Origin of the sequence: Streptomyces sp. NBC_00690 (assembly GCF_036226685.1) — a bacterium.
In the GTDB taxonomy this organism is placed as follows: Bacteria; Actinomycetota; Actinomycetes; order Streptomycetales; family Streptomycetaceae; genus Streptomyces.
This window is the reverse complement of the sequence record NZ_CP109009.1, coordinates 2,291,428-2,316,490: the sequence shown is the minus strand read 5'-3', so window position 1 is coordinate 2,316,490 and position 25,063 is coordinate 2,291,428. Positions and strand designations below refer to the sequence as shown.

Below are 25,063 nucleotides of genomic sequence, written 5' to 3'. Positions count from 1 at the left end.
TCGAACATCTAGTCCGTTGATATGACCAATGCCTCGCCTGGTGTGCGCACGGTTGCCCGGAGCGGATCCCTCCAGCGCGCCAACAGGTGCCCACTCATGTGCTCTCGGTCTGGGAATCGGCCGTTCCGGGCCGTCGGCCGGGCAGCAAGGGAGACCTGGCCGTGCCGTCAACCGTCAACCGTCTGCCACAGGCCGTCGGGCGCCACCGCCCCACCCGCCAGCAGACACCCAACCGGGCAGGAGGCACCCGACCCAACCGGGCCGGCCCGCCCCCCCCACCTGATCAGATCCGCCTCCCGTGATCCGACCGACGGGCCGTGGCGACCCGACGTCGAGTCGCCACGGCCCGCCCGAACGATCTGGGCGAGCCCCGAGGCCGCCCCGTCCTGACCCGCGTCGCTCAGTCCCTCTCGCAGACGAAGATCGCTGTCCCCGGTATCAAACTCCCCCGCAGCGGCGACCAGCCTCCCCACTCCTGGGCGTTCCACGCGGGCCACTCCGGCTCCACCAGATCCACCAGCCGAAAGCCGCTCGCCACCACGTCCCGTACCCGGTCACCGATGGTCCGGTGGTGCTCCACATACACCGCACGCCCCTGCTCGTCCTGCTCCACATAGGGAGTGCGGTCGAAGTAGGAGGCGCTGATGCTGAGCCCCTCGGGCCCCGGCTCGTCCGGGAACGCCCAGCGGATCGGATGGGTCACGGAGAAGACCCAGCGACCGCCCGGCCGCAGGACCCTACGCACCTCCGAGAAGACCCTCACCGGGTCGGAGACGAAGGGCACCGCTCCGTATGCGGAACACGCCAGATCGAACGAGCCGTCATGGAACGGCAGCGCACCCGCATCCGCCTGGACCAGCGCGGGGGCGCCGCCCGCCGCAGTCTCCGCCTCGATGCGCAGCGCGTGCTGGAGCTGTCGGTGGGAGAGGTCCAGAGCCACCGGGCGCGCTCCACGCGCGGCCAGCCAGCGCGAGCACTGCGCCGCGCCGGCCCCGATCTCCAGCACGTCGAGGCCCTTCAGCTCCTCTGCGGGACCGAGCAGCCCTGCCTCGGCCTCGTCGAGTCCTTCCGGACCCCAGACGAAGCGGTCGTCCCCAAGGAAGGAACCGTGCTCGCTCTGGTACTCGTCGGCGTTCCGGTCCCACCAGCTCCGACTGGCCCGGCTGCTCTCCGTGGCATCCGCGACACGCCTGGTCGCCTCGGGTTCGAGCTCATCGGCGGGTAGGGGTTCACGGAGAGCCGCGGGGCGTGCGGAATCCGTAGGATCTTGAGGATGCTGGATCATCTTCACCGTCGTTGTGGTTTGCGTTCAGCGCGACTGATGACGGCCATCGTGGCCTCTGCAAACATTAGTTGTGCCGGGTATGCGGTGATCCGCCCCGGGTGTGCGCCTTCGCGCATTGACCGGCTCCGGCTGCCCCCGTATGCTACAAGTTGCGCTGCGGGCCTGCGTGCCTCAGACAGAGTAGGCCGCGCTCGCATCTGTATGTATGTCCCCTCGGTTCACGAGGCGCCTCCATGCGGGTAGTCGTCGAAGTCTTCCAGACTTCGCTGATCACCCACTGGGCAGGTGCTTCCTAAGCTGTCCGGCTTCTTGCAGCTGCGATACGGGCTCCGGCGTAGCAGTACCTACGACTTCAATGTCCGCACCGGAGCCCTTTCCCACATGACGAGCAGCACCGAGACCACCGCCACTCCGCAGGTAGCGGTCAACGACATCGGTAACGAGGAAGCCTTCCTCGCCGCGATCGACGAGACGATCAAGTACTTCAACGACGGCGACATCGTCGACGGCGTCATCGTGAAGGTCGACCGGGACGAGGTCCTGCTCGACATCGGTTATAAGACCGAAGGTGTGATCCCGAGCCGCGAGCTCTCGATCAAGCACGATGTTGACCCCAATGAGGTTGTCAAGGTCGGCGACGAGATCGAGGCCCTTGTTCTCCAGAAGGAGGACAAGGAAGGCCGCCTGATCCTCTCGAAGAAGCGCGCCCAGTACGAGCGTGCCTGGGGCACCATCGAGAAGATCAAGGAAGAAGACGGGATCGTCACCGGTACCGTCATCGAGGTCGTCAAGGGTGGTCTCATCCTCGACATCGGCCTCCGCGGCTTCCTCCCGGCCTCCTTGGTCGAGATGCGCCGTGTTCGCGACCTCCAGCCGTACGTTGGCAAGGAGCTTGAGGCCAAGATCATCGAGCTGGACAAGAACCGCAACAACGTGGTCCTGTCCCGCCGTGCCTGGCTGGAGCAGACCCAGTCCGAGGTTCGCCAGACGTTCCTCACCACCCTCCAGAAGGGGCAGGTCCGCTCCGGCGTCGTGTCCTCGATCGTCAACTTCGGTGCCTTCGTGGACCTGGGTGGCGTCGATGGTCTGGTTCACGTCTCCGAGCTCTCCTGGAAGCACATCGACCACCCCTCCGAGGTTGTCGAGGTCGGCCAGGAAGTCACCGTCGAGGTTCTCGACGTCGACATGGACCGCGAGCGTGTCTCCCTGTCGCTCAAGGCGACGCAGGAAGACCCGTGGCAGCAGTTCGCCCGTACGCACCAGATCGGCCAGGTCGTTCCCGGCAAGGTCACCAAGCTGGTTCCGTTCGGTGCGTTCGTGCGCGTCGACGAGGGCATCGAGGGCCTGGTCCACATCTCCGAGCTGGCCGAGCGCCACGTGGAGATCCCGGAGCAGGTCGTTCAGGTCAACGACGAGATCTTCGTCAAGGTCATCGACATCGACCTTGAGCGTCGTCGGATCAGCCTCTCGCTGAAGCAGGCCAACGAGTCCTTCGGTGCTGACCCGGCTTCGGTCGAGTTCGACCCGACGCTGTACGGCATGGCCGCGTCGTACGACGACCAGGGGAACTACATCTACCCCGAGGGCTTCGACCCGGAGACCAACGACTGGCTGCCGGAGTTCGACACCCAGCGCGAGGCGTGGGAGACCCAGTACGCCGAGGCGCAGCAGCGCTTCGAGCAGCACCAGGCCCAGGTCATCAAGTCCCGCGAGGCCGACGAGGCCGCTGCTGCCGAGGGTGGCACCGCCGCTCCGGCCGCCGCGCCCGCCAGCGGTTCCTACTCCTCGGAGTCGGACGACAACTCCGGCGCCCTGGCGTCGGACGAGGCGCTCGCAGCCCTGCGTGAGAAGCTGGCCGGAGGCCAGAGCTGACGCTCGGCACCTGCTGAGGGATAGCTGAACAGCGAGGCCCGCTCCTTCGGGAGCGGGCCTCGCCGTATGTCGGCTCCGAGTGCGTTGCCCCGAATCCTCCTTGAATTCCGCTCCTGCGATGGCGTGTTCGCGCCCGTGGCGGGGAATGTCCGTGCCGGGCCGTGTGTTCTTGTCCATGGAGACGAGGAGGAGCGGTAATCGTGCTTGATCCCCAGGGATTGTACGAATGGGAGCCCAAGGGCCTCGCGGTCGTCGATATGGCGCTCGCGCAGGAGTCAGCGGGCCTGGTCATGCTGTACCACTTCGACGGATACATCGACGCGGGGGAGACCGGCGACCAGATCGTCGGCAACATCCTCGACTCACTGCCGCACCAGGTCGTGGCTCGTTTCGATCACGACAAGCTGGTGGACTACCGGGCCCGGCGCCCGCTGCTGACCTTCCGGCGTGACCGGTGGACCGCGTACGAGACTCCGACCATCGAGGTGAGCCTCGTCCAGGACGCCACGGGCGCGCCCTTCCTTCTGCTCTCCGGGCCCGAGCCCGATGTGGAGTGGGAGCGGTTCGCCGCCGCCGTGGCGCAGATCGTCGAACGCCTCGGGGTGCGTCTGTCGGTCAACTTCCACGGCATCCCCATGGGCGTGCCGCACACTCGTCCGGTCGGTCTCACACCTCACGGCAACCGCACGGATCTCATGCCCGGCCACCGCAGTCCCTTCGACGAGGCGCAGGTTCCGGGCAGCGCGGAGTCCCTCATCGAGTTCCGGTTGATGGAGGCCGGCCAGGACGTGCTGGGCGTTGCCGCCCACGTGCCGCACTACGTGGCTCGTTCGTCCTACCCCGATGCAGCGTTGACCGCACTCGAAGCGATCACCGCCGCCACCGGGCTCGTACTGCCGGGCGTCGCCCACACCCTGCGCACCGAAGCCCATCGCACCCAGAACGAGATCGAGCGCCAGATCGGTGAGGGCGACGAGGAACTCGTCGGGCTGGTGCAGGGCCTTGAGCACCAGTACGACGCCATGGCGGGCGCGGAGACCCGGGGCAACCTCGTCGCTGAGCCTGTTGATCTACCGTCCGCGGACGAGATCGGGCGGGAGTTCGAGCGCTTCCTCGCGGAGCGCGAAGGCGACGGCTAGCCCCACGTGACAGCCCCGGGGCTCCGGCTCCCGGGGCCCAGCGGGCAGAGCCCGGGCCGTCGTACCGCTCCGGTGCTCAAAGAGCTAGGCTGCGGATCATGCTGTCCGTGGGCCTGACCGGTGGAATCGGCGCCGGCAAGAGTGAAGTCTCCCGACTGCTGGCCTCCTACGGGGCGGTGTTGATCGACGCCGATCGCATCGCTCGTGAAGTGGTCGAGCCCGGCACCCCCGGCCTCGCGGCCATTGTGGAGACCTTCGGCCCGGGCGTGCTCGGTGCCGATGGCTCACTGGACCGACCGAAGCTCGGATCGATCGTCTTCGCCGATCCCGAGCGGCTCGCCGCCCTCAACGCGATCGTGCATCCACTGGTGAGGGCGCGCTCACAGGCATTGGAGGAGGCCGCAGCTCCCGATGCGGTGGTGGTCCATGACGTTCCCCTCCTCACTGAGAACGAACTGGCTCGGCTGTACGACCTGGTCATCGTTGTGGACGCGTCGACGAAGACCCAGTTGGAGCGGTTGGTCCGCGTACGTGGAATGGCTGACTCCGAGGCGCGGGCGCGCATGGCTGCGCAGGCCACCCGTGAGGAGAGGCGTGCCATCGCCGATCTCGTGATCGACAACGACGGGCCCTTGGAGGCCCTGGAGCCCCAGGTGCGCACGGTGTGGGCCGAGCTGAAAAAGCGAGCGGCAGGACGCTGAGCCGCGTCAGGCCGGTGTGAGTTTTCTGGCGCTCTGCATCAGGTCCGCGTCAACGCTCCTTCGCGGTCGACTCCCTACTGCCTAGCCTCGGCGGGGTGGAGCCCATCTTTGCCGTCTTCACGGCCATGGCAGGACTCGTAGCGATGCTCGCCGGGGCGTACGGTCTGCGCCACACCCGCCGCATCACCGGCTCGTGTCACTTCGCCCTCGCGCTGGTCAAGCCACCGCCGCCGGGTGCCCTACGCCCTTTGCTGACGTACGAGACCTTGGACGGCAGGGTGGTGGAGACCGTCTCCCCGGTGGCGCTCGACCCGACCAGCGGCAGCGTCAGGCTCTGGTACGACCCGGCCGATCCGTATGACGTCGTCATCGACGGGCACCAGCGCACAGCAGTGGACCGAGCACTCATCGTCGCGGGGGTCGGGCTGCTGGCGCTCGGTCTGGGGCTTGCCACTGCCGTCCTGATCGCTGCCATGGCCGGCTGACCAGGGCCCATCGACGCATCGGTGCGCTCTGGGCTGTCGGAGGTGGCGCCGGGCAGGGCGCCTTTCCCTGGAGCGGGCGCCCCGCACCTATTGCCGATCATCGGAATACCGCCAACGGCCGCGGTGTTGGAACCAGTCAGTCATGGGAAGGATGTTGCCGTGCCCAATAGCAACCCGGATACGCACGTCATCGACTTCCGCGCAGCCGAGCAGCTGCTCGCGGCGAGGGATCCGCGTGGCGCCGTGAAGCTCCTGGACTCGGTCATCGGCGCCCATCCCGAGAACACCGCCGCTCGGCTGCTCCGCGCTCGCGCCTTCTTCGCCGCGGCCCAACTGCGGGCTGCTGAGCTCGAATTCGAGTTGGTGCTGGAACGCGAGCCCGACAATGCCTTCGCCCACTTCGCCCTGGCGCGTACATTCGAGCGCTCGGGCCGTCCTGAGCAGGCCAGACGCCATTTCCGGCTGGCTGCGGCCCTCGATCCCAAACCGGAGTATCTAAAGGCCGCGCGCTTTGATGCACCGAGCTGATCTTCGATCGCTCTAGGCGCGGTGCGGTCCCGCCGGTGGTCGTGGCCTCGGGCGGTTCTGTCCGTGCACGGGTTCGTACGGGGGTACATCCCGGCCCGGCTGGTAGTGCGATCCCTGGTGAATATGGTGGACGATCATGCTCAGATCGATGGTCACGATCACCAGGAGCGCTCCGAAGGCCGCTGCCCAGCCGGGGTGTCCCGTGAGGCTGAATACGGCCGTGCCCGCGGCGGACCAGACGAATCCCCACACGCTCAGCCAGAACCGCAGTCGCAGAGCACTGCGTGCGGTGACGGGTTCACTACCTGTGCGCATGGCCTTTACATCTCCTCCTCCAGGATGCACCCACCGACGACGGGATGGGGAACCGCAAGGGCCGGACCGTGCGTTGGTGGTACATGACCACAAGGAGGCACGCAGGACACCAGGGGACCGGACCGGGCGCGATCACCCCCGACGGCTGCTCGGTCGAGCTCTACGCCCGACTGGGTCCGCAGGACGAGCCGGACATCATCCAGGCCGCCGTTCCCGAGCGGTCGAGCATTCTTGAACTCGGTAGCGGGGTCGGACGGCTGACCCATCCCCTCATCGAGCGCGGGTTCACGGTCACCGCCGTCGATGAGTCACCCGAGATGCTGGAGAGGGTCCGGGGTGCCCGCACCCTGTGTAGCTCCATTGAGGTGTTGCAACTCGGCGAGCGGTTCGACGTGGTTCTCCTCGCCTCCTTCCTGATAAACACCAGCGAGCCGGCAGCGCGCCGGCGCATGCTGCGGACCTGTCGTGATCATGTGACCGACGACGGCTGTGTGTTGATCCAACGGGAGGGCGCGGACTGGCACACGCAGGTTCCGCGAGAGCGGGTGGATCCGTCCGGCTACACCATGCGGATCGTGTCCGAACCGGTGGGAGGCGGTGTGTACCGCGCACGTGCGGAGTACGTGTTCCCGGATGTGACCTGGACGCAGACGTTTCGGAGCCGTCCGTTGGCCAAGCAGGAGTTCGCGGAGTGCTTGGCCGAGGCGGGCCTCGCCGTTGAGTCCTACCTGACCGCCGATGACACCTGGGTGCGGGCGCGACCGGTCTCCTGACGGGCCGGTTTGGTTGGGCCATGGCTGGCTTGTCTGGCACCGCCGCGGGCTCGCTGCACCTGTGGGGCCGGCTGGTCACGGCTGTTCGGAGCATGCGAAGATTCCTGGATTTATGTGGCATATCGGGCATATCGCGGTGTTGGGCGTAGCTCGGACAGAAGGGGGTGCCCTGATGATCGAGGCACTGGTGATAGCCGCGGTGGCCGTCGCATCCGGTCTTGTGCTCTACGCGATGGCGGCAGCCCGTGTGGTCAAGCAGTACGAGCGGGGTGTGGTGTTCCGGCTGGGGCGGCTGCGCGGCGGGATCAAAGGACCCGGATTCACCATGATCGTCCCGGCTTTGGACCGCCTGCGGAAGGTCAACATGCAGGTGGTGACCATGCCGGTGCCGGCACAGGAGGGCATTACCCGCGACAACGTCACGGTTCGTGTTGACGCCGTCGTCTACTTTCGAGTGGTCGATCCGGCCAACGCCATCGTCGAGGTCGAGGACTATCGGTTCGCGGTCTCTCAGATGGCCCAGACCTCACTGCGTTCGATCATCGGCAAGAGCGATCTGGATGATCTCCTGTCCAACCGGGAGAAGCTCAACCAGGGGCTTGAACTCATGATCGACAGCCCTGCGATGGGTTGGGGCGTGCAGATCGACCGGGTCGAGATCAAGGACGTGTCACTGCCCGAGGCCATGAAGCGGTCCATGGCGCGGCAGGCCGAGGCCGACCGTGAGCGCCGCGCCCGGGTGATCAACGCGGACGCAGAGCTCCAGGCGTCGAAGAAGCTGGCAGCGGCGGCGGGAGTGATGTCCCAGGAACCGGCGGCCCTCCAGTTGCGGCTGCTTCAGACGGTGGTCGCCGTGGCCGCGGAGAAGAACTCCACCCTGGTGCTTCCCTTCCCGGTGGAACTGCTCCGCTTCCTGGAGCGGGCCCAGCAACCGCAGCAGGCTCAGTCGGCGCAGCAGCTTTCGGCAGGCAGCGGGGAGCGGACGGATCCGTCCGCATCCGTCGCTGATCGTGAGGATGACTCCCCGGAGGGCCAGCCGCACGCAGCCGCGAGCCCTCAGACGACGAGCCCCGTCGGTACGCGCGGGACTCCGCCGACCCGTAAGGACTCGGTGGCGCATCCGATGGCATCGACGGCTTCGCGCAGGGGGAACCTACCGCCTGCTGCCTGATAGCTCCCACTGTGCCCACTGGTCTGTGGCTTGCCCTGGCCTGGCCCATGGCGCCGAACGACCCCGAGACCAGGCTACGGGCCGGTCGCGTGCCCAGCGCCGTCGCATTCGGCGGTGCAGAGACGGTAGACGGTGCAGGCCCGGAAGTAGCGCGTACGAGGGCCCACCGAGGTTCACCAGCGACCTCCACGCAACACTCCGGGCCGTGCCAGCCAGCCGTTCCGACCTGCTGCTATGCCGTGGGACCGAGGCGATGTCAGACCCCACCCGTATGGTCGTCATCAGTGAGGGAGCCGTGCCAAGGCACTCAATCCCGGTGAGGGGAGGTGACCCATGAAGGGTCTGATGACAGAACTCGTCTATCCGTCCGACGCCCAGGACCTTGCCGCCTCCTGCGCGGCAATCTTCCTTCCCGCGGCGCTCCCGCGCGAGGGCAAGGTCGCCTTCTGGTCCCCCGAGGGGAACCCATTGAGGGGGGAGCCCGGCGAGATCACCGTCGTGCTGCCGCAATCCACCGTTGACGTCGGCGAACAGAACGCCGATGACCGGTTCTCCGTTCAGGTCGTCCCTGCCGTGGTCCTTTCGGTGGTCGAGGCCCTTCCCATGCTGGTGCGCGCCCGTTCGCACCCGTCCGCGCACCCGGCCGCCGCCTGCTGGGGAGCGGCAGCCCTGCACGCGCTGCATCTCGTTGCCGGGGGAAAGCTCCTCCCCGGCCTGACCTCGGCCGATCACGATGCGTGGCGAGCGGGGCCACTGGATGCCCATGACATCGCCCAGCTGAGAGCGATCGCAGCCGCCATGCCCCCCGAGGCGCATGCGACACCGTCGTCGTCCGCCCGCGATGGCATCGCACTGCCCGAGCCCGAGGCGCTGGTCAGAGCCTTCTTCGACGCGGTCGCCGACAGCTTGCCAAGGACTCCCGCAGCAGCCTGGGCCGCAGGCGCCCCTTTCGCGGCCCAAGCGCCGCAGTGGTTGCCCCACACCCGTACCTGGGCGGCGGAAGCCGTCGCAGGGATGGACGCGGGCGTACGGGTGTCGCTGCGGCTCGACCTCTCGGCCTTCGAGCTGTTCGACACACCGGGCGAAGGGGAGGAGCCGAGGAAGGGTGCCGCTGCGGCCGTCGTCCAGGTGCACAGCCTGGCCGATCCCACCCTCGTCATCGACGCCGAGCGGCTCTGGGCAGGTGGCGGATCCCAGCAGTTCGGGCCGAGAGCAGAGATCGACGCCGTTCTCGCCGTGCGCCGTGCGGCGAGGGTCTGGCCACCCCTCGCCCGTCTCCTGGAGCGCGATGTGCCCGATGTGCTGACCCTGGAGGAGGACGAGCTCTACGAGCTGCTCGGTCCCGGGGCTCAGAAGCTCGCCGCTGCCGGGGTGAGCGTGCATTGGCCCCGTGAACTGGTGCGCTCGCTGTCGGCCAGTGCCGTCGTGCGGTCGGCTCCGGGGTCAGCGACCGACGGCACCCCCTTCTTCGACAGCGCCCAGCTCCTCGCGTTCAACTGGCAACTCGCCCTGGACGGCGATCCGCTCACCGATCACGAGATGGACCTCCTTGCCGAGTCGCACCGCCCGATGGTGCGGCTGCGGGACCAGTGGGTGGTGGTCGATCCCGACCTGGTGAGGAAGGCCCGCAAACGCGAGCTGGGCCTGCTCGAACCGATCGACGCGCTGGCGGTGGCGCTGACCGGGACCGCCGAGGTCGATGGCGAGTCCGTGCCGGCCGTACCCACCGGGGCCCTGGCCGTGCTGCGCGACCGGCTCGGCACCGGCCCCGCCCCGGTGCCGCCTCCCGCAGGGCTCGCAGCGACCCTGCGGGACTACCAGCAACGCGGACTGGCCTGGTTGGACCTGATGACATCCCTCGGGCTCGGCGGCTGCCTCGCCGACGACATGGGCCTCGGCAAGACCGTGACGCTGATCGCGCTCCACCTCCACCGCGACCGTCCCGAGCCGACGCTGGTCGTCTGCCCGGCCTCGCTCCTCGGCAACTGGCAGCGAGAGATCACCCGCTTCGCCCCCGGTGTCCCCGTCCGACGCTTCCACGGCGCCAGCCGTACGCTGGACGACGCGGCAGGCGGATTCGTCCTGACCACCTACGGCACGATGCGCTCCAGTGCCGAACAACTCGCCTCGCATGCCTGGTCGATGGTGGTCGCCGACGAGGCGCAGCACGTCAAGAACCCCTTCTCAGCGACGGCCAAGGCGCTGCGCACCATTCCCGCTCCCGCCCGAGTCGCGCTCACCGGCACTCCGGTGGAGAACAACCTCTCCGAGCTCTGGGCGTTGCTGGACTGGACCACCCCGGGGCTCCTCGGACCGCTCAAGGCGTTCCGCTCCCGCCACGCCAGATTGGTGGAGCTCGGCGAGGACCACGAGGCGGCCGAGCGGCTGGCCCGCCTGGTTCGGCCTTTCCTCCTGCGCCGGAAGAAGTCCGACCCGGGCATCGTTCCCGAGCTTCCCCCCAAGACCGAGTCGGACCACCCCGTGGCCCTCACCCGGGAACAGGCATCGCTCTACGAGGCGGTGGTGCGCGAGGCGATGGCCACGATCGGCGGCGCAGAGGGGATCGCGCGCCGTGGATTGGTGATGAAACTGCTGACCGATCTCAAACAGATCTGCAATCACCCCGCTCAGTTCCTGAAGGAGTACGACGGGTTGAAGGGGAGGGGCGCACTTCCGTCGGCGGGTGGGCGGGCGCCGCTTGCGGGAGGAACCGTAGACATCACAGGGGCGCTGCTCGCCGCATCGGATGCCGTCCTTCCTGTTCCACCGCTATCGGTCGGTGTGCCGGAGACGGTGGCGGAAGTGGATCCGGGAGCAGCGGCCGTCGAGAGCCCGTCACCCGTGGCCCCCGCTCCTCGGGCGCCCGGCAGTCCTTCGGATCCGGTCCATTCCCCAGGGGATGACATCGTTCCGTCGGAGCCGCCCATGGACCCGGTACGGCGCCGAGCCCTGCGCTCCGTCGCGAAGCAAGTCGGACGTGGAGAGTTTGCCGACGACAGCGCTACGGGTGTCGACGCTCCAGGAACTCGCCCCGGCACGCCCCATGGGGTACGCCATGGGCGCGAAAGAGCAGACGGGTCGGGCCACGGTTCCACCAGCGCGGGAACTGACCGTCAGGGAAGGGCGATCCGACTCGCGGGGCGTTCCGGGAAGCTCGCCCTTCTCGACGAACTGCTCGAAGTGATTCTGGCCGAGGGCGATTCGGTGCTGGTGTTCACCCAGTACGTCACGATGGCCAGGCTGATCGACCGGCATCTGGCCTCCCGCGGCATCTCGACCCAACTCCTCCACGGGGGAACACCCGTAGCGGAGCGAGAGCGCATGGTGGACCGCTTCCAGTCCGGTGACGTTCCGGTGTTCCTCCTCTCCCTCAAGGCCGCGGGCACCGGCCTCAACCTCACCCGTGCGGCACACGTCATCCACTTCGACCGCTGGTGGAATCCCGCCGTCGAGGAACAAGCAACCGATCGTGCCTACCGCATCGGTCAGACACAGCCCGTACAGGTCCATCGGCTGATCGCCGAGGGCACGGTCGAGGACCGCATCGCGGCCATGCTCGCCGACAAGAGGGCCCTTGCGGACGCGGTTCTCGGGTCCGGAGAAGCCGCGCTCACCGAGCTGTCCGACCGTGAGTTGGCCGATCTTGTCTCCCTGCGGAGGCCCGCGTGAACCGCCCGTACGGCCGCCCCCGAGCCGGCTCCGGACAACAGCAGCGACCAGAGCACCAGGAACAGCAGGGCCACCAGGAACAGCAAGAGCGCCAAGGGGACGAGCACCGAGGGCAACCACTGCCCGGGCGGGACCCCCGAGGCACGCGAGGACGGCGCACCGCACCGGCGGCCGCCCGGCACGACGACCGGCGTCGCACCTTTCCCGCTCCGGAACCACTGACCGGCACACAACCCGCGTCCAGCTGGTGGGGGCACGCCTGGGTCGAAGCCCTGGAGGACACCGCGCTCGACCAGGCCAGACTCACCCGCGGCCGGGCGTACGCAGGTCGCGGTCTCGTCGACTCGATCACGATCACCCCCGGGCGGGTCACCGCCTATGTCCATGGCAGTCGCCCCCGCCCCTACCGGACGGAGATCCGTCTGCGCACCCTCGGGGACGATGAATGGGCCGACCTCCTGGCCGCAGTGGCGGCCCGCCCCGAACACATCGCTGCCCTTCTCGACAAGGACGTCCCGCACGTACTCGCATCCGTTGCGGACCTCCTCCCCGCCGCAGGTGATCTGATTCCCGATTGCTCTTGCCCTGACGATGGCTTCCCCTGCAAGCACGCTGCCGCGCTCTGCTACCAAACCGGGCGACTGCTCGACCAAGACCCACTGGTGCTGTTCCTGATGCGGGGCATGGGGGAGCGCGAACTCCTCGCAGCCATCTCCCAGCGCAACGTCACCCGATCAGCCGCGCAGCGCGCATCCGACGCCGGCACGTTCCCCACGGTCGACATCCGCGAGGTGCTCGCCCGAGGTCCGCTCCCCATGCTCCCGCCGCCCTTCCCGCTCCCGGCAGCCCCCGGGCGGCCACCCGCATACCCTCAGGCGCCCGACGCCCCCGATCCGCTGGCGTTGGACCTCCTCGCCACGGAGGCCACCGCGCGGGCTCATGCTTTGCTCACCACGGGCGTCGATCCGATCGCGCCCTTGACCGCATGGCAGGACGCGGTCCGGCTGGCAGCTGCCCATCCGGGCTCGGGGCTCACCGCCTCCTCCCGCGCCCTGTACCGGGAGTTGGCCGCGGCCACAGGGCGTACTCCCACGACCATCGCCCGGGCGGTGGCCGCCTGGCGGCAGGGCGGATCGTCGGCGCTGACCGTGTTGGAGTCCGCTTGGGATCCGCCTGCCGGTCCGTTCGACCGGGCCCGACCGGCCCTGGTAGCTGCCGGGTTCCCGGATTTCCGCCCCCGCGACAACCATCTGTCCACCGCTACGCTCCAGCTCAGATACGGTCGCGACGGCCTCTGGTACGGATATGAGTCCGATGCGGGCCGGGACGACTGGTGGCCGCGCGGGACACCGAACTCCGACCCGGTCGAGGTGCTCAACACCCTGCTGGGCGGCTGAGTCCCACCCTCGGGGACGCCGACGAAAGGTCGACGACCAAGGTCCGGGCGCCCGGCCACCGGTTCGAACAGGCGCACACTCGATGGGGTGAAAGGCGCAGAGATCCGGATCCAAACGGCCTTTGAGCATCGTTGTCCGGGATGCGGGCGAGTGCCCGAGAAGTTCTCCTGAAGGCAGGATCCGATGAGGCAGCTTCATCGAAAGGGGCTCGCCACCGTGATGCTCACGGGCGGCGCGCTGGCGTTGGCGGGACACGCACACGCCGACTCGACCGCCAATGGGGCGGCGATCGGCTCGCCGGGTGTGATCGCGGGCAACACGATCCAGCTTCCGATCCACGTCCCCCTCAACGTCTGCGGGAACACGGTCAACGTGGTCGGACTGCTCAACCCGACCGCGGGCAATACCTGCGCGAACACCTCCGGCGGTGCTACTCAGACCGGCAGCACCGCTCCCGGCGGCCAGACGTCGAGCAACGGCCAAGCTCCGGGAGGCGCCGTCGCCAGCGGTATCGCCCAGGGTTCCCCCGGTGTGATCTCCGGCAACGGCATTCAGCTGCCGATCGATCTCCCGGTGAACGTCAGCGGCAACTCCGTGAACGTCGTCGGCATCGGCAACCCCGCGATCGGCAACACCTCGGTCAACGGGCCGTCCGAGCCCACGGGCCCCAAGCCTCCGCCCGTGGTGGAGAAGCCGGTGGTCCCGCCGACCAAGCCGGTGGAGAAGCCCGTCACCCGGGCCGTCGAGAAGCCCACCAAGCCCGTGGTCTCAGTGGACACCGAGACGGACGACGCCCTGGCCCAGACCGGTGCCGACGGGATCGGATATGCGGTGCCCGTGGGAGCAGCCCTGATGCTCGGTGGGGCCGTGCTCTTCCACCGGGCCCGTCGCACGGGGGCCTGAAAGGACCTGCCACCGCAGTAGGGAAGCGTCAGCGCTCCTCCCATGGCGGTGTACGACCGGCCATCGGGAGGGCGTGGCAGGGGGCTACGCCCACAGTGCCCTGGGTACGCGGCCGAAGGCGGGGCCCGGTTCCGGGTGTTCAGCGAACGCTCGGAGCGGCGGCCCCGATGAACTCCGACAGGGTCTCGCGGGCCTGCTCCGACCGCTGCGAGCGGTCGTCCTCATCAGGTGCCTCATGCATGCAATTGGTCACTTCAAAGGCCGCCGCCGCCAGCTCTAGTGCCTTGATGTCGTCACACACCAACTGCACCCTGATCCATGCCTGATGCGCGCTGGAGCGCAAGCGGTACGAGTCGATCCGTGCCTCTTCGGCCGCCGAACTGCCCGGGGTCTCCCGAGCGCGGTGCCATCGGTCGTTCTGTCCCCGCCGGTAGTCCACCAACGCCCCGGCGAAGGCGCTGTAGGCGGAGATCCGCTCCTGGCGCAGTTGTTCGGCACGGGTCAGTTCCGCCGTGCGCTCTGTCGTCCGGCGCTGGAAGAAGTGGGTGACCACCGAGCCGAGCAGCGTGCCGATGACCGCGATGACGGCTGTCTCCATGGTGCTTGCTCCCCAAGGGACGTTGAAGGGTGAGAGGTCGTGCAACCCCGGGACGACGATCCGGAGAGCGATCGGAAGATGACGATCCGACAGGGATCGCGATAATCGGTCGAGCCCACAAGATGGTCTTGATAGCTTGATCGACGTGGCGAAACTAAACCAGATCATCGCAGTGGAGAAGGGCGTCAAGTCCAAGACCCATCAGGACCTGACCGCCGCCCATCACGGGCTTCAGAAACCTGCGCTGCTCGCCGGTATCTCGCGTACCTACCAGCCGAAGGACGAGGAGGGCGAGCAGCTGCCGCCCGAGTCGACGAGGGTGCAGGTCAAGGCCGAGGATGTACTGCGCGACACGGCGAAGACGCTGTCCCGGCTCTTCGATGTGACCGCCACCAAGGACTGGGCCAACTGCACCGCCCGCGCGGACGTCTCCGTGGACGGGCGGGTGCTCGTGAGTGACGTGCCCGTCTCCTATCTGCTCTTCCTGGAGAAGCAGCTCACGGACGTCAACACCTTCGTGCGCAAGCTGCCCGTGCTTGACGCGTCCGAGTCCTGGACGCAGGACCCTTCGACCGACGCCTGGAAGACGGAAGTCGTCCGTACGGTGCGTACGAAGAAGGTCCCGCGCAACCATGTGAAGGCGGAGGCGACCGAGAAGCACCCGGCGCAGGTCGAGGTGTACTACGAGGACATTCCGGTCGGCTACTGGACCACGGTGAAGTTCTCCGGCGCACTGCCCGCGCGGCGGGTGAACGAACTGCTGGAACGGGTGGAGAAGTTGCAGCAGGCCGTGAAGTTCTCCCGCGAGGAGGCCAATGGCGCCGATGTCACCGACCAGCGGGTGGGTGACGCAGTTTTCGGCTACCTGTTCGGTTGAACGGATAGCCGTGATGACTCCCCGTCCGCCGTTGAGCGGGCGGGGTGCGCGAGGAGCGCAAGCTGAAACTGAGGCTTGTCGTGATGGTGCGGTTCCAGTGGAGGTTCGAATCCTCCCCGCGGCACTCGTTGTACGGGTCGCGGTAGCCCAAGTCCGGTAGAGGCAGCCGCCGTCAGACTCAGATTATTCCTCTAGGTTCAGCATTCTCCGCCGATCGTCGGATCGACCGGGCCCGAGCCCTCGGACGTCGAAATACCGGTTCAAGTCCGGTCCGCACAGCTCGATGTGCGGTGGTCCAAAGGCAGGACGCGACGACATAATGACTGACTCGGGTTCTTCAATGCGCCGGCGTGCAAGATGGGCGGAAACCAAGGGTCCGAAGGCCGGCTACGCCTTCGGACCCGCTCCTTTTTCGGCTGTTCGCGCTGGCCAGAGCCCGATGACCTATCCGTGCCCCCATTGCTGACACGCGTCCCTTTCGGACGGTCCCTTCTCGAATAGCGCGACGTCGTTTTGGCGAGACACCCGGGCGGACGGGTGCGCACGGCCACATCTTCCCGGGCAGAGGTTGGAGGCTTCATGGGGTTCGAGGACATGCTGGCGAGCGCTGGACGTCATGGAAGGACGAGCGGCGCGCTGGTGATGGGTGGCAGTCGACACACGACGATCGCCGCGGCATCACCCTCCGCGGTGAGTGCTTCGTCCGGTAGCGGTCTCGTGGGCACGGTCCTTGCACACGGAGTCACCCAGGGGACCGTGAAACTCAGGGCCACCGGGCGAACCGATGTGGTCGTGCGCACGATCACGATCGCCCCGGGCGGCTCCACCGGATGGCACTACCATCACGGCCAACTCCTCACCGTCGTCACCTCGGGCACCTTGACCCGCACGCTTCAGGACCGGTCGGTCGAAGTCACCCCCGCAGGCTCGGTGTTCATAGAACCGTCGGGGCCCGAACACCGCCACATCGGACGGAACACGGGAAGTGTGCCGGTGGTGTTGTACGTGACGTATCTGCTGCCCCACGGCAGCCCCCTCGCGGTGAACACCGAGGCACCGACCTGGTTCGACGAGTAGGCGCCCGCATTCCTCCCGCGCCACGGCAACTGGGTCCGGCCCGGTGCCGTGGCCGAAGATGGGCCGGTGCAACTCAAAGCGATCACCTGGGAGCGATTGGCCGCTGCCGTGGCGGACCACACCATGGGCATCTCATCTGCGGACGGCAGTCCCTGGCTCCGAATCGGACTGGACGGTTCCTTTGTCGCAGGGGGCGGGGAGTTGGGCGCGAAGATCGGACGGGAACTGCGGTTGCGTGGCCGAGCGACCCTCGGGGTGAGCACAGCGGGCTTTCTGCGCCCCGCATCGCTTCGGTACGAGTACGGACGCACCGACCCTGACGCGTACTACAGCGACTGGTTCGATGCGGGGGCGCTCTGGCGTGAGGTCTTCGGTCCGCTGGGGCGCGGAGGCAGCGGGCTCGTACTGCCCGACCTCTGGGATCCCGTCACGGACCGGGCGACCCGTAGTGCGCGAGGAGAACTGCCTGCGGGCGGAGTGCTGCTCCTGGACGGTCCACTGCTGCTCGGCCAGGGATTTCCCTTCGATGTGTCCCTGCATCTGCGGCTCTCACCAGGAGCCCTGCGACGGCGTATGGACGAGGCCGAACGCTGGACACTGCCCGCATTCGAACGGTACGAGGAGGAGGTCGCCCCCGGGGACCTGGCCGACGCGGTCGTCCACGCTGACGACCCGCGCCATCCCGCCTGGAGCGGCTTCCGCCAGTCCGAGTGAGCCGTTCCCGGAGGGTCGGGCTGGGCGTCACCGGACGATGGGGCGATGGGTCGGTCGGCTCTTGGCTTGGTGCCCGTCGGAGCGGTGCCGTTGCTGCTCAGTCAGCGCATCGCCCGCCGGATGGCCAACGCGGCCATCGGGAGCAGGAGGCAGGCGCCGACCGCGTTCAACCAGCCGTATCCGGCCTGGGCGACGATCAGCCCGGCGCAGATCCCACCGATACCGGCCGCAGCGCTCATCACCAGGTCGGACAGCCCCTGCACAGCGGCCCGGGAAGCGGGTGACACCGAGTCGGTGAGCAACGCCGAGCCGGACACCACACCGGCCGACCAGCCGAGGCCCAGCAGGAAGAGACCGACGGCGATGCGGGTATGGCTCGACCCGGCCGTACCGGCGAACAGTGCCGCGAGCGAGAGCAGACCGACGGCGAGGCCGATCACCGAGATCCTCCCGAACCGGTCGGCCAACCAGCCCATCACCGGCGAGAAGGCGTACATACCCGCGATGTGGCCGCTGATGACCAGTCCGATCAGTTCGATGTCCGCGCCGTGGTGGCTGAGCGCGACCGGGGTCATCGACATGATCGCCACCATGGCGGTGTGCGACACGGTGACGGTCACCAGCGCCAGTTTGGCCATGGAGGACTCCCGGACCGCCTCGATCCCGGACCGTAGGGAGCGTCCTGCCGACGAGGATTCCCCGGGAGACATCGCGCGGGCGGTCAGCAGTGGATCGGGGCGCAACAGCACATGTACGAAGAGCGCCGCCAGGAGGAACACCGCGGCGGCCCAGACGAACGGTCCGGCTTCGGAGGGAAGGCCGAGACCGGAGATGCTGCGACCGGCGGGCGCAGCGATGTTGGGCCCGAGTACCGCTCCGACCGTCGTGGCCCAGACCACATTGGAGATCGCCTGACCCCGCCGTTCGGGCAGGGCGAGGTCGGCGGCGGCGAAACGGGCCTGGAGGGTGGCCAGAGAACCGGCGCCGAAGGCGGCCATGCCGAGGAGCAGGAGGGGGAAGTTGTCGATCGCCGCGGCCAGCACCACCACGCCGCCGCCCGCTGCTCCGATCAGATAGGCGAGCACGAGGCCCGGGCGTCTGCCGCGGGACGCCATCAATGAGGCAAGCGGCAGGGAGAGCACCGCGGTGCCGGCGACGGTGGCGGTGGGAGCCAGTCCCGCGAGTGCTTCCGTACCGCTCAGTCGCTCGGCGAGTACCGCGGCCAGGGCGACCCCGATGGCAACGCCGAGCCCACCGAGGATCTGGCTGATGACCAGGACGGTGGTGGTACGGCGTCGCAGCGCGATCAGTGCTTGATCGGACGGCTCGGGCGTGGACGCGATGCCGGGGGCCGAGGCGGGTGGCTCGGAGGCGCCGGATATGCCGGGTAGGTCAGGACTGGTACTCACCCACGCAGTCTGCCAGGAGATATGACAAAGGAATATCTTCCGGTCCGACCTTGAGAGCCGTCCCGCGGAGGGCATCGCCCCCGGTCCTCCGCCAGGGCACGCGAACGGGACCGGGGACCGGTGCCCATGATGTCGAGCCCTGCCTTCGCAAGGGTCGGTCGGGGTAGCGGTCCTGGGTGGCGGGACCGGTCCTAGAACAGCGGCTCCGGGAGCACGCCCTCCAGCGCCAGCAACTGGCGCTTGGTCTCCAGACCACCGCTGAATCCGCCCAGCTTCCCCCCGGACTCCACCACCCGGTGGCAGGGCACCACCACCGGCAGGGGATTGGACCCCATGGCCGCGCCCACGGCCTGTGCCGCGCCGGGCTGGCCGACCCGGGAAGCGAGGTCTCCGTATCCCACCACCGTGCCGTAGGAGACAGTGGACGCCAGTTCACGCAGCACTTCGCGGTTGAACCCGCTGGACAGCGACCAGTCGAGGGGTAGGGCGAAGTCGATCGGCTTCCCCGCGAAGTACGCGTCCAACTGCCGCACGGGCTCGGCGAGCAGCTTCGTCCCTTCCGCCACGGCCTGGGCGCCCAATCTCTCGGACAACTCGCCCAGCGCCCTGTCCTGCACTGATCGCTCGGCATGGAACACGACACTGACCAGGCCGTCCTCGGTGGCGGCCAACAGCAGCGGTCCAACGCGCGTGTCGAGGACGGTCCACTCGAAGGTCTTCATGTGAACCACGGTACGGCGCACCACTGACATCTCAGTCGCCTCGAGTTTCCGGCCGTAGTGGCTCGGGCGCTACGGTGACGCCCTTCGGAGAGCGTGCAGTGGCACCCTCCGGGCATCCCTCCCCCTTGCTCGGAGCCGGTCCCTCGTCAGTCGACCCAGACGAGAAGGGCATGACCCCGCAGGGCCGTGGTCCTGAAGAAGGCGACAAGGGATGGGTAGACGCCGGTCACCAGGCCCAGGGAATGCTCGTCGGCCCATTGCGAGATCGGGTAGACGCCCGCGTCGGCGAGTTGCCCCGGGGTGACGCCATCGATCAGTTCGGCTGGGGTGAGTGCCAAGAGGGCATCGGCGGCGATGCGGACCCGGTCGGGAGCCACACAGCGCGGCGGGCCGTGCCCTCCCCGGTCCTGCATGCCGGGCACCTCCTCCTCGCCGTGGACGATGTCGACGGGAAAGCCCCGACGCCGCAGCAGGAAGTGCAGGGCGTGCCATGCCCCGTACGTGTGATGACTGCGCGCGGTCGACGGCAGCTGTTCGAGATCGGACTCGGCCTCCAGCAACCCATCCACGTACTCCATGGCCCAAGCGGGGTCGTGCAGTGCCCGGGTGAGTTCGGAAGGAGTCAGGCGTATGTACACGCCGTTCATGCTCATGCCCGGAGGGTAGGGCAGCGCCCTGACAGTGCTGCCCGGATGCGCTGCGGATCCGGTGTACGCCTGGTGGGCCCGGCGTACGGGGTGCCGTCCGCCGGGCCCGTCATCAGTGCTCGCTAGTCCACGGCAGTGCTCGTTAGTCCACGGCGTCCCGTACGACGTCCGGCCGGTCCGTGATGATGCCGTCCACGCCGAACTCGCTCATCCGGACGGCCGTTGCGGCGTCGTTGACGGTCCAGGTGTTCACCTTCAGTCGGGCACCGTGCGCGCCCTTGAGTCGCTGTACGGAGGCGACGTAGTCGGCAGTCACCGATGAGGCGGCGGGGTTGATCTGGTCGGTGAAGGCGGCGTACGACGGCAGGTCGGCGACGGGCGGTGTGCCGAGGAATCCGGTGATGACGTCGGGTCGTAGGCGGTGGACGGTCTTCACGCTGTCCGCGCTGAAGTTCTGCATCACCAACCTGCCGCGGATGTGCGAGCGGTCGAGCCAGCCCTCCTGGCGCAGCACCCGCAGGGTGTCCTTCTCGATGCCCGGGTAGAGCTCGGGGCGCTTGATCTCCAGCAGGAGCTTCTGTCCGTTGCGGTCGACGCGGTCGAGGTACTGCCGCAGCGTGGGCACGCGGGCGTGGGTCCACTTCTGGCCGAACCAACTGCCAGCGTCGAGGGTCGCGATCTCCGCGCCGGTGAAGTCGCGGACCCGCCAGGGCGCGCGGTCGGGGAAGCGCTGCTCGACGTCCGTTGTCCGCGCCAGGGTGTCGTCGTGGACGACGACGAGTTGGCCGTCCCGGGTGCGTTGGACGTCGTTCTCCACCCAGTCGAAGCCCATGTCGTCGGCGAGGTCGACGGCCGCGAGGGTGTTCTCCGGGGCGTATCCGGAGGCGCCCCGGTGTGCGATCACCGACGGTCCACTCCCCGATGCTGCGACGGCTCCTGTCCGGGAGGGCGCCTGATCGGCCTGCGCCAGTGGGGCGAGGGTGAAGGAAGCGCCGATTCCCAGCAGGGTGAGGGTGGTTGCTGTGGCATGACGTGAAAACACCTTGACTCCTGACGATGCTCGGTCGTTCGTGGAGGCGTGCAAACGCCTCATCGACTCAATACAGGCCAGGGCAGACCAACGCACGTCACTCAGTGCGCTACTGAAACATGAACAAATACGTACAGATGCTGCCAGTCAGGCATCTTGCTAGCTTTCGATCTTGTACCCATATGTTTGTCCATCGGCGTGTTGGGCATAGTGTCGCCCCTTGAAGAGACGTTCCACCAGCGGTCAGGGGCCACCGCCAGGAGTTCGCCGAGACCACAAGGAACAAGGGACGCAGGACATGCAGGGAACATTGGACGGCTTCAGCTACGGGCTGGTCACGCCCGTGGTGGCATTCATCATGGCCTGCCTCGGCTCGGCACTCGGGCTGCGCTGCACCACGCGGTCGGTGCATGGCACCGGCTCGTACAAGCCAGGATGGCTGGCCCTCGGCGCAACCTCCATAGGCTCCGGCATCTGGACGATGCACTTCATCGCCATGATGGGGTTCTCCGTCGCCGAGGCCCCGATCAGTTACAACCGGTCCATCACCTTCGCGAGTCTCGTCGTCGCGATCGTGATGGTCGGCATCGGCATCTTCATCGTGGGCTACCGGGGAGCGACCGTGATGGCGCTCCTCACGGGAGGCACCATCACCGGTCTCGGGGTGGCCTCGATGCACTACCTCGGCATGGCTGGCATGCGGATGGAGGGCACGATCGCGTACAGCACGCCCATCGTCATTCTCTCCGTGGTGATCGCGGTCGTGGCGGCGACAGCCGCACTGTGGGCCGCGGTCTCCGTCCACGGCTTCATGGCGAGCCTCGGCGCCAGTCTTGTGATGGGCGTCGCCGTCACCGGGATGCACTACACCGGAATGGCATCGGTCAGCGTCCATCTGCACGGGACGGTGGGCAGCGCCGGGACCGGTGACTCTCCGGCCAGCATCCTCGCTCCCATGCTCCTCGGCCCGCTCGTCTTCCTCCTGCTGGCCGGAGTGGTCGTGATGTTCGACCCCCAGTTGGTGATGGGGGAGCCCGACCGGAATCGGCTCGGCGGTAGCGGGCAAGGGCGCTCCGACGACTCCGTGGGGCGCGTGAACCCGTCCCTGTTCGGACAGGCGCCCGACGCCTGGCGCGATACCGGGCTCCGGACGGTGGGTCGACCGTCGCCGCAGGACGTCTCAGCGGTGGACAGGCCAGCACAGACTTCCCCGACTGAGCCCTCGGTGGAGTGGCCGCCGCGAGGCGTCGAGCCGCGGGCCGCGGCGCCCTGGTCCGCGTTCGGCACGAGGCGCGTCGAGGACGATTGGCCGCTCCCCTCCCAGGGCCGGCACGCCGCTGTCCCCCCGGCCGCCGAACCGATCCCACCGCAGGCGGCGGCGTATCTCGCTGGTGTACCCGGGACGGGCGCGCGTGACGGCGAGCAGCCGGCATCGGTCGTGGAGCCGCAGACACCCTGGATCGCCGGCGATGGAAACCCTCCGCACCGGTACTGACCAGCACTGATCGCCTCGCCGACCACCCGTGTGCCCCTCGGTGCAGGGCGGTCGGCGAGCGGTCAGACGCCCAGATGTCAGTGGCGGGTCGTACGGTGGATCCATGCGGCCCGTTTCCAAGATCGAACGTTCGGTGGCGCCCTTCGAGGTCGTCAGTCCCTTCCAGCCCAGTGGTGACCAGCCCACGGCCATCGCCGACCTGGAGCGCCGTGTCCGTGCGGGCGAGAGGGACGTGGTCCTGCTCGGCGCCACCGGTACCGGCAAGTCGGCGACCACCGCATGGATGATCGAGAAGCTCCAGCGGCCCACCCTGGTGATGGCACCGAACAAGACCCTGGCCGCCCAGTTGGCGAACGAGTTCCGGGAGCTGCTCCCCAATAACGCCGTCGAGTACTTCGTCTCGTACTACGACTACTACCAGCCAGAGGCGTACGTCCCCCAGTCGGACACCTACATCGAGAAGGACTCCTCGATCAACGAGGAGGTCGAGCGGCTGCGCCACTCGGCGACGAATTCGCTGCTGACTCGGCGCGACGTGGTGGTCGTCGCCTCCGTCTCCTGCATCTACGGCCTGGGGACCCCGCAGGAGTACGTCGACCGGATGGTGCCCCTCAAAGTCGGTGACGAGATCGACCGCGACCAGCTGTTGCGCCGATTCGTCGACATTCAGTACACGCGCAATGACGTGGCGTTCGCCCGCGGCACCTTCCGAGTCCGGGGCGACACCATCGAGATCTTCCCGGTCTACGAGGAGCTCGCGGTCCGGATCGAGATGTTCGGCGACGAGATCGAGGCGCTCTCCACCCTCCACCCGCTCACCGGCGAGATTATCAGCGAGGACCAGTCGCTCTACGTCTTCCCGGCTACCCACTACGTGGCGGGACCGGAGCGCCTGGAGCGGGCGGTCAACGGCATCGAGCAGGAGCTCGAACAGCGACTGACCGACCTCGACAAGCAGGGCAAGCTGCTGGAGTCCCAGCGATTGCGGATGCGCACGACCTACGACATCGAGATGATGCGCCAGATCGGCTCCTGCTCCGGCATCGAGAACTACTCGATGCACTTCGACGGCCGTGACCCGGGTTCCCCGCCGAACACCCTCCTCGACTACTTCCCCGAGGACTTCCTGCTGGTCATCGACGAGTCCCATGTGACCGTGCCCCAGATCGGCGCGATGTACGAGGGGGACGCCTCCCGAAAGCGCACCCTGGTCGACCACGGTTTCCGACTGCCGTCCGCGCTCGACAACCGGCCGCTGAAGTGGGAGGAGTTCACCGAGCGGATCGGGCAGACCGTCTATCTGTCCGCCACCCCCGGTACCTACGAGCTCTCCCGTGGTGACGGCTTCGTGGAGCAGATCATCCGCCCGACCGGGCTGATCGACCCCGAAGTCGTCGTCAAGCCCACCGAAGGGCAGATCGACGATCTGGTGCACGAGATCCGCCTGCGCACCGAGAAGGACGAACGGGTCCTGGTCACCACGCTCACCAAGAAGATGGCCGAGGACCTCACGGAGTACTTCCTGGAACTGGGCATCCAGGTGCGCTATCTGCACAGCGATGTGGACACCCTGCGCCGAGTGGAGTTGCTACGCGAGCTGCGGGCCGGCGAGTACGACGTGCTGGTGGGCATCAACCTCCTGAGGGAGGGGCTCGACCTGCCCGAAGTCTCCCTCGTGGCGATCCTCGACGCGGACAAGGAAGGTTTCCTGCGGTCCGGGACCTCGCTGATCCAGACCATCGGCCGTGCGGCGCGCAACGTCTCCGGTCAGGTCCATATGTACGCGGACAAGATCACCGCGGCCATGGCGAAGGCCATCGACGAGACCAACCGTCGCCGCGAGAAGCAGGTCGCGTACAACACCGAGCGGGGCATCGATCCCCAACCGCTGCGGAAGAAGATCAACGACATCGTCGCCACCATCGCGCGCGAGGAAGTCGACACCGAAGAGCTGCTCGGTACGGACTACCGCAAACCGACGCCCGGCAAGGGTGCCAAGGCCCCGGTTCCGGCACTCGCGGGCAAGGGCAAGGGGAAGCGCGGCGCCAAGGACACCCAGTTGACCGACCGACCCGCCGCCGAACTCGCGGGGATCATCGAGGAGATGACCGAGCGGATGCGGGCAGCGGCAGCCGACCTCCAGTTCGAGGTGGCCGCCCGACTGAGGGACGAGGTCGGGGAACTGAAGAAGGAACTGCGTCAGATGAAGGAAGCGGGGCTGGTCTGAGATGTGCGCTCCCTGAGGTGCGGGAGAGC

21 protein-coding genes and 1 pseudogene are annotated in these 25,063 nt (G+C 67.9%); 15 read left to right on the top strand and 7 right to left on the bottom strand.

Annotated elements, in window-relative coordinates; all coding sequences use genetic code 11:
- Positions 1 to 400 precede the first annotated feature (400 nt).
- A complete protein-coding gene (locus OID54_RS10260) occupies positions 401 to 1,285 on the bottom strand; it encodes a class I SAM-dependent methyltransferase (RefSeq protein ID WP_329017165.1) in 885 nt (294 codons plus the stop codon).
- A 381-nt stretch (positions 1,286 to 1,666) separates the two neighbouring features.
- Between OID54_RS10260 and rpsA the strand changes: the two genes are divergently transcribed.
- From rpsA to OID54_RS10235, 5 genes are all read left to right on the top strand, one after another.
- A complete protein-coding gene (gene rpsA, locus OID54_RS10255) occupies positions 1,667 to 3,157 on the top strand; it encodes a 30S ribosomal protein S1 (RefSeq protein ID WP_329017163.1) in 1,491 nt (496 codons plus the stop codon).
- 200 nt (positions 3,158 to 3,357) lie between these two features.
- Complete coding sequence (locus tag OID54_RS10250; RefSeq protein ID WP_329017161.1) at positions 3,358 to 4,296, top strand: PAC2 family protein; 939 nt, start codon at positions 3,358 to 3,360, stop codon at positions 4,294 to 4,296.
- A 98-nt stretch (positions 4,297 to 4,394) separates the two neighbouring features.
- Positions 4,395 to 4,997 carry a dephospho-CoA kinase gene (gene coaE, locus OID54_RS10245; protein WP_329017158.1) on the top strand — a complete coding sequence of 201 codons (603 nt, stop codon included), beginning with the start codon at positions 4,395 to 4,397 and terminating at the stop codon, positions 4,995 to 4,997.
- Positions 4,998 to 5,092: 95 nt separating this feature from the next.
- On the top strand, positions 5,093 to 5,482 hold the full coding sequence (locus OID54_RS10240; protein WP_329017155.1) for a DUF3592 domain-containing protein: 390 nt from the start codon (positions 5,093 to 5,095) through the stop codon (positions 5,480 to 5,482).
- Between the two features lie 159 nt (positions 5,483 to 5,641).
- On the top strand, positions 5,642 to 6,010 hold the full coding sequence (locus tag OID54_RS10235; protein ID WP_329017152.1) for a tetratricopeptide repeat protein: 369 nt from the start codon (positions 5,642 to 5,644) through the stop codon (positions 6,008 to 6,010).
- A gap of 12 nt (positions 6,011 to 6,022) precedes the next feature.
- Here OID54_RS10235 and OID54_RS10230 read toward each other — a convergent pair whose 3' ends face one another.
- Complete coding sequence (locus OID54_RS10230; RefSeq protein WP_329017149.1) at positions 6,023 to 6,325, bottom strand: DUF6343 family protein; 303 nt, start codon at positions 6,323 to 6,325, stop codon at positions 6,023 to 6,025.
- An 83-nt stretch (positions 6,326 to 6,408) separates the two neighbouring features.
- On the opposite strand from OID54_RS10230, the gene OID54_RS10225 reads away from it, so the two are divergent.
- The 5 genes from OID54_RS10225 to OID54_RS10205 all read left to right on the top strand — a co-directional run bounded on the left by OID54_RS10225 (position 6,409) and on the right by OID54_RS10205 (position 14,238).
- On the top strand, positions 6,409 to 7,098 hold the full coding sequence (locus OID54_RS10225; protein ID WP_329017147.1) for a class I SAM-dependent methyltransferase: 690 nt from the start codon (positions 6,409 to 6,411) through the stop codon (positions 7,096 to 7,098).
- A gap of 172 nt (positions 7,099 to 7,270) precedes the next feature.
- On the top strand, positions 7,271 to 8,269 hold the full coding sequence (locus OID54_RS10220; RefSeq protein ID WP_329017144.1) for a slipin family protein: 999 nt from the start codon (positions 7,271 to 7,273) through the stop codon (positions 8,267 to 8,269).
- Positions 8,270 to 8,614: 345 nt separating this feature from the next.
- Positions 8,615 to 11,938: a DEAD/DEAH box helicase gene (locus OID54_RS10215; RefSeq protein ID WP_329027385.1), complete on the top strand. Its 3,324-nt coding sequence runs from the start codon at positions 8,615 to 8,617 to the stop codon at positions 11,936 to 11,938.
- A gap of 119 nt (positions 11,939 to 12,057) precedes the next feature.
- Complete coding sequence (locus OID54_RS10210) at positions 12,058 to 13,335, top strand: SWIM zinc finger family protein (protein ID WP_329027383.1); 1,278 nt, start codon at positions 12,058 to 12,060, stop codon at positions 13,333 to 13,335.
- A 183-nt stretch (positions 13,336 to 13,518) separates the two neighbouring features.
- Positions 13,519 to 14,238 carry a chaplin gene (locus OID54_RS10205; RefSeq protein ID WP_329017141.1) on the top strand — a complete coding sequence of 240 codons (720 nt, stop codon included), beginning with the start codon at positions 13,519 to 13,521 and terminating at the stop codon, positions 14,236 to 14,238.
- Positions 14,239 to 14,377: 139 nt separating this feature from the next.
- On the opposite strand, the gene OID54_RS10200 is transcribed toward OID54_RS10205, so the two are convergent.
- Positions 14,378 to 14,836: a hypothetical protein gene (locus tag OID54_RS10200; protein ID WP_329017138.1), complete on the bottom strand. Its 459-nt coding sequence runs from the start codon at positions 14,834 to 14,836 to the stop codon at positions 14,378 to 14,380.
- A 145-nt stretch (positions 14,837 to 14,981) separates the two neighbouring features.
- Between OID54_RS10200 and OID54_RS10195 the strand changes: the two genes are divergently transcribed.
- The 3 genes from OID54_RS10195 to OID54_RS10185 all read left to right on the top strand — a co-directional run bounded on the left by OID54_RS10195 (position 14,982) and on the right by OID54_RS10185 (position 17,504).
- Positions 14,982 to 15,713 (top strand): DUF7873 family protein, encoded by a 732-nt coding sequence (locus tag OID54_RS10195; protein ID WP_329017136.1) that lies wholly within the window; start codon positions 14,982 to 14,984, stop codon positions 15,711 to 15,713.
- 642 nt (positions 15,714 to 16,355) lie between these two features.
- Positions 16,356 to 16,790 (top strand): cupin domain-containing protein, encoded by a 435-nt coding sequence (locus OID54_RS10190; protein WP_329027382.1) that lies wholly within the window; start codon positions 16,356 to 16,358, stop codon positions 16,788 to 16,790.
- Between the two features lie 66 nt (positions 16,791 to 16,856).
- A complete protein-coding gene (locus OID54_RS10185; RefSeq protein WP_329017134.1) occupies positions 16,857 to 17,504 on the top strand; it encodes a uridine kinase in 648 nt (215 codons plus the stop codon).
- A gap of 101 nt (positions 17,505 to 17,605) precedes the next feature.
- Here the strand turns inward: OID54_RS10185 and OID54_RS10180 are convergent, their stop codons facing one another.
- The 4 genes from OID54_RS10180 to OID54_RS10165 form a co-directional block, all read right to left on the bottom strand.
- Positions 17,606 to 18,847 (bottom strand): MFS transporter, encoded by a 1,242-nt coding sequence (locus OID54_RS10180; protein WP_329027380.1) that lies wholly within the window; start codon positions 18,845 to 18,847, stop codon positions 17,606 to 17,608.
- 257 nt (positions 18,848 to 19,104) lie between these two features.
- Positions 19,105 to 19,635: a methylated-DNA--[protein]-cysteine S-methyltransferase gene (locus OID54_RS10175; RefSeq protein ID WP_329017131.1), complete on the bottom strand. Its 531-nt coding sequence runs from the start codon at positions 19,633 to 19,635 to the stop codon at positions 19,105 to 19,107.
- A 146-nt stretch (positions 19,636 to 19,781) separates the two neighbouring features.
- Positions 19,782 to 20,288: a YfbM family protein gene (locus tag OID54_RS10170; protein WP_329017129.1), complete on the bottom strand. Its 507-nt coding sequence runs from the start codon at positions 20,286 to 20,288 to the stop codon at positions 19,782 to 19,784.
- 136 nt (positions 20,289 to 20,424) lie between these two features.
- Complete coding sequence (locus OID54_RS10165) at positions 20,425 to 21,324, bottom strand: glycerophosphodiester phosphodiesterase (protein WP_329017126.1); 900 nt, start codon at positions 21,322 to 21,324, stop codon at positions 20,425 to 20,427.
- 286 nt (positions 21,325 to 21,610) lie between these two features.
- Between OID54_RS10165 and OID54_RS10160 the strand changes: the two are divergent.
- Positions 21,611 to 22,351, top strand: a pseudogene (locus OID54_RS10160) (MHYT domain-containing protein); the annotation flags it as partial.
- Positions 22,352 to 22,910: 559 nt separating this feature from the next.
- On the top strand, positions 22,911 to 25,034 hold the full coding sequence (gene uvrB, locus OID54_RS10155; RefSeq protein WP_329017123.1) for an excinuclease ABC subunit UvrB: 2,124 nt from the start codon (positions 22,911 to 22,913) through the stop codon (positions 25,032 to 25,034).
- Positions 25,035 to 25,063: the final 29 nt, after the last annotated feature.

Excerpts from the sequence above, each read along its gene's own strand:
- rpsA (WP_329017163.1), top strand. The coding sequence starts at position 1,667 with ATGACGAGCAGCACCGAGACCACCGCCACTCCGCAGGTAGCGGTCAAC.
- OID54_RS10200 (WP_329017138.1), bottom strand. The coding sequence starts at position 14,836 with ATGGAGACAGCCGTCATCGCGGTCATCGGCACGCTGCTCGGCTCGGTG.
- OID54_RS10190 (WP_329027382.1), top strand. The coding sequence starts at position 16,356 with ATGGGTGGCAGTCGACACACGACGATCGCCGCGGCATCACCCTCCGCG.
- OID54_RS10205 (WP_329017141.1), top strand. The coding sequence starts at position 13,519 with ATGAGGCAGCTTCATCGAAAGGGGCTCGCCACCGTGATGCTCACGGGC.
- uvrB (WP_329017123.1), top strand. The coding sequence starts at position 22,911 with ATGCGGCCCGTTTCCAAGATCGAACGTTCGGTGGCGCCCTTCGAGGTC.
- OID54_RS10230 (WP_329017149.1), bottom strand. The coding sequence starts at position 6,325 with ATGCGCACAGGTAGTGAACCCGTCACCGCACGCAGTGCTCTGCGACTG.
- coaE (WP_329017158.1), top strand. The coding sequence starts at position 4,395 with ATGCTGTCCGTGGGCCTGACCGGTGGAATCGGCGCCGGCAAGAGTGAA.
- OID54_RS10175 (WP_329017131.1), bottom strand. The coding sequence starts at position 19,635 with ATGAAGACCTTCGAGTGGACCGTCCTCGACACGCGCGTTGGACCGCTG.
- OID54_RS10170 (WP_329017129.1), bottom strand. The coding sequence starts at position 20,288 with ATGAGCATGAACGGCGTGTACATACGCCTGACTCCTTCCGAACTCACC.
- OID54_RS10225 (WP_329017147.1), top strand. The coding sequence starts at position 6,409 with ATGACCACAAGGAGGCACGCAGGACACCAGGGGACCGGACCGGGCGCG.
- OID54_RS10215 (WP_329027385.1), top strand. The coding sequence starts at position 8,615 with ATGACAGAACTCGTCTATCCGTCCGACGCCCAGGACCTTGCCGCCTCC.
- OID54_RS10260 (WP_329017165.1), bottom strand. The coding sequence starts at position 1,285 with ATGATCCAGCATCCTCAAGATCCTACGGATTCCGCACGCCCCGCGGCT.
- OID54_RS10220 (WP_329017144.1), top strand. The coding sequence starts at position 7,271 with ATGATCGAGGCACTGGTGATAGCCGCGGTGGCCGTCGCATCCGGTCTT.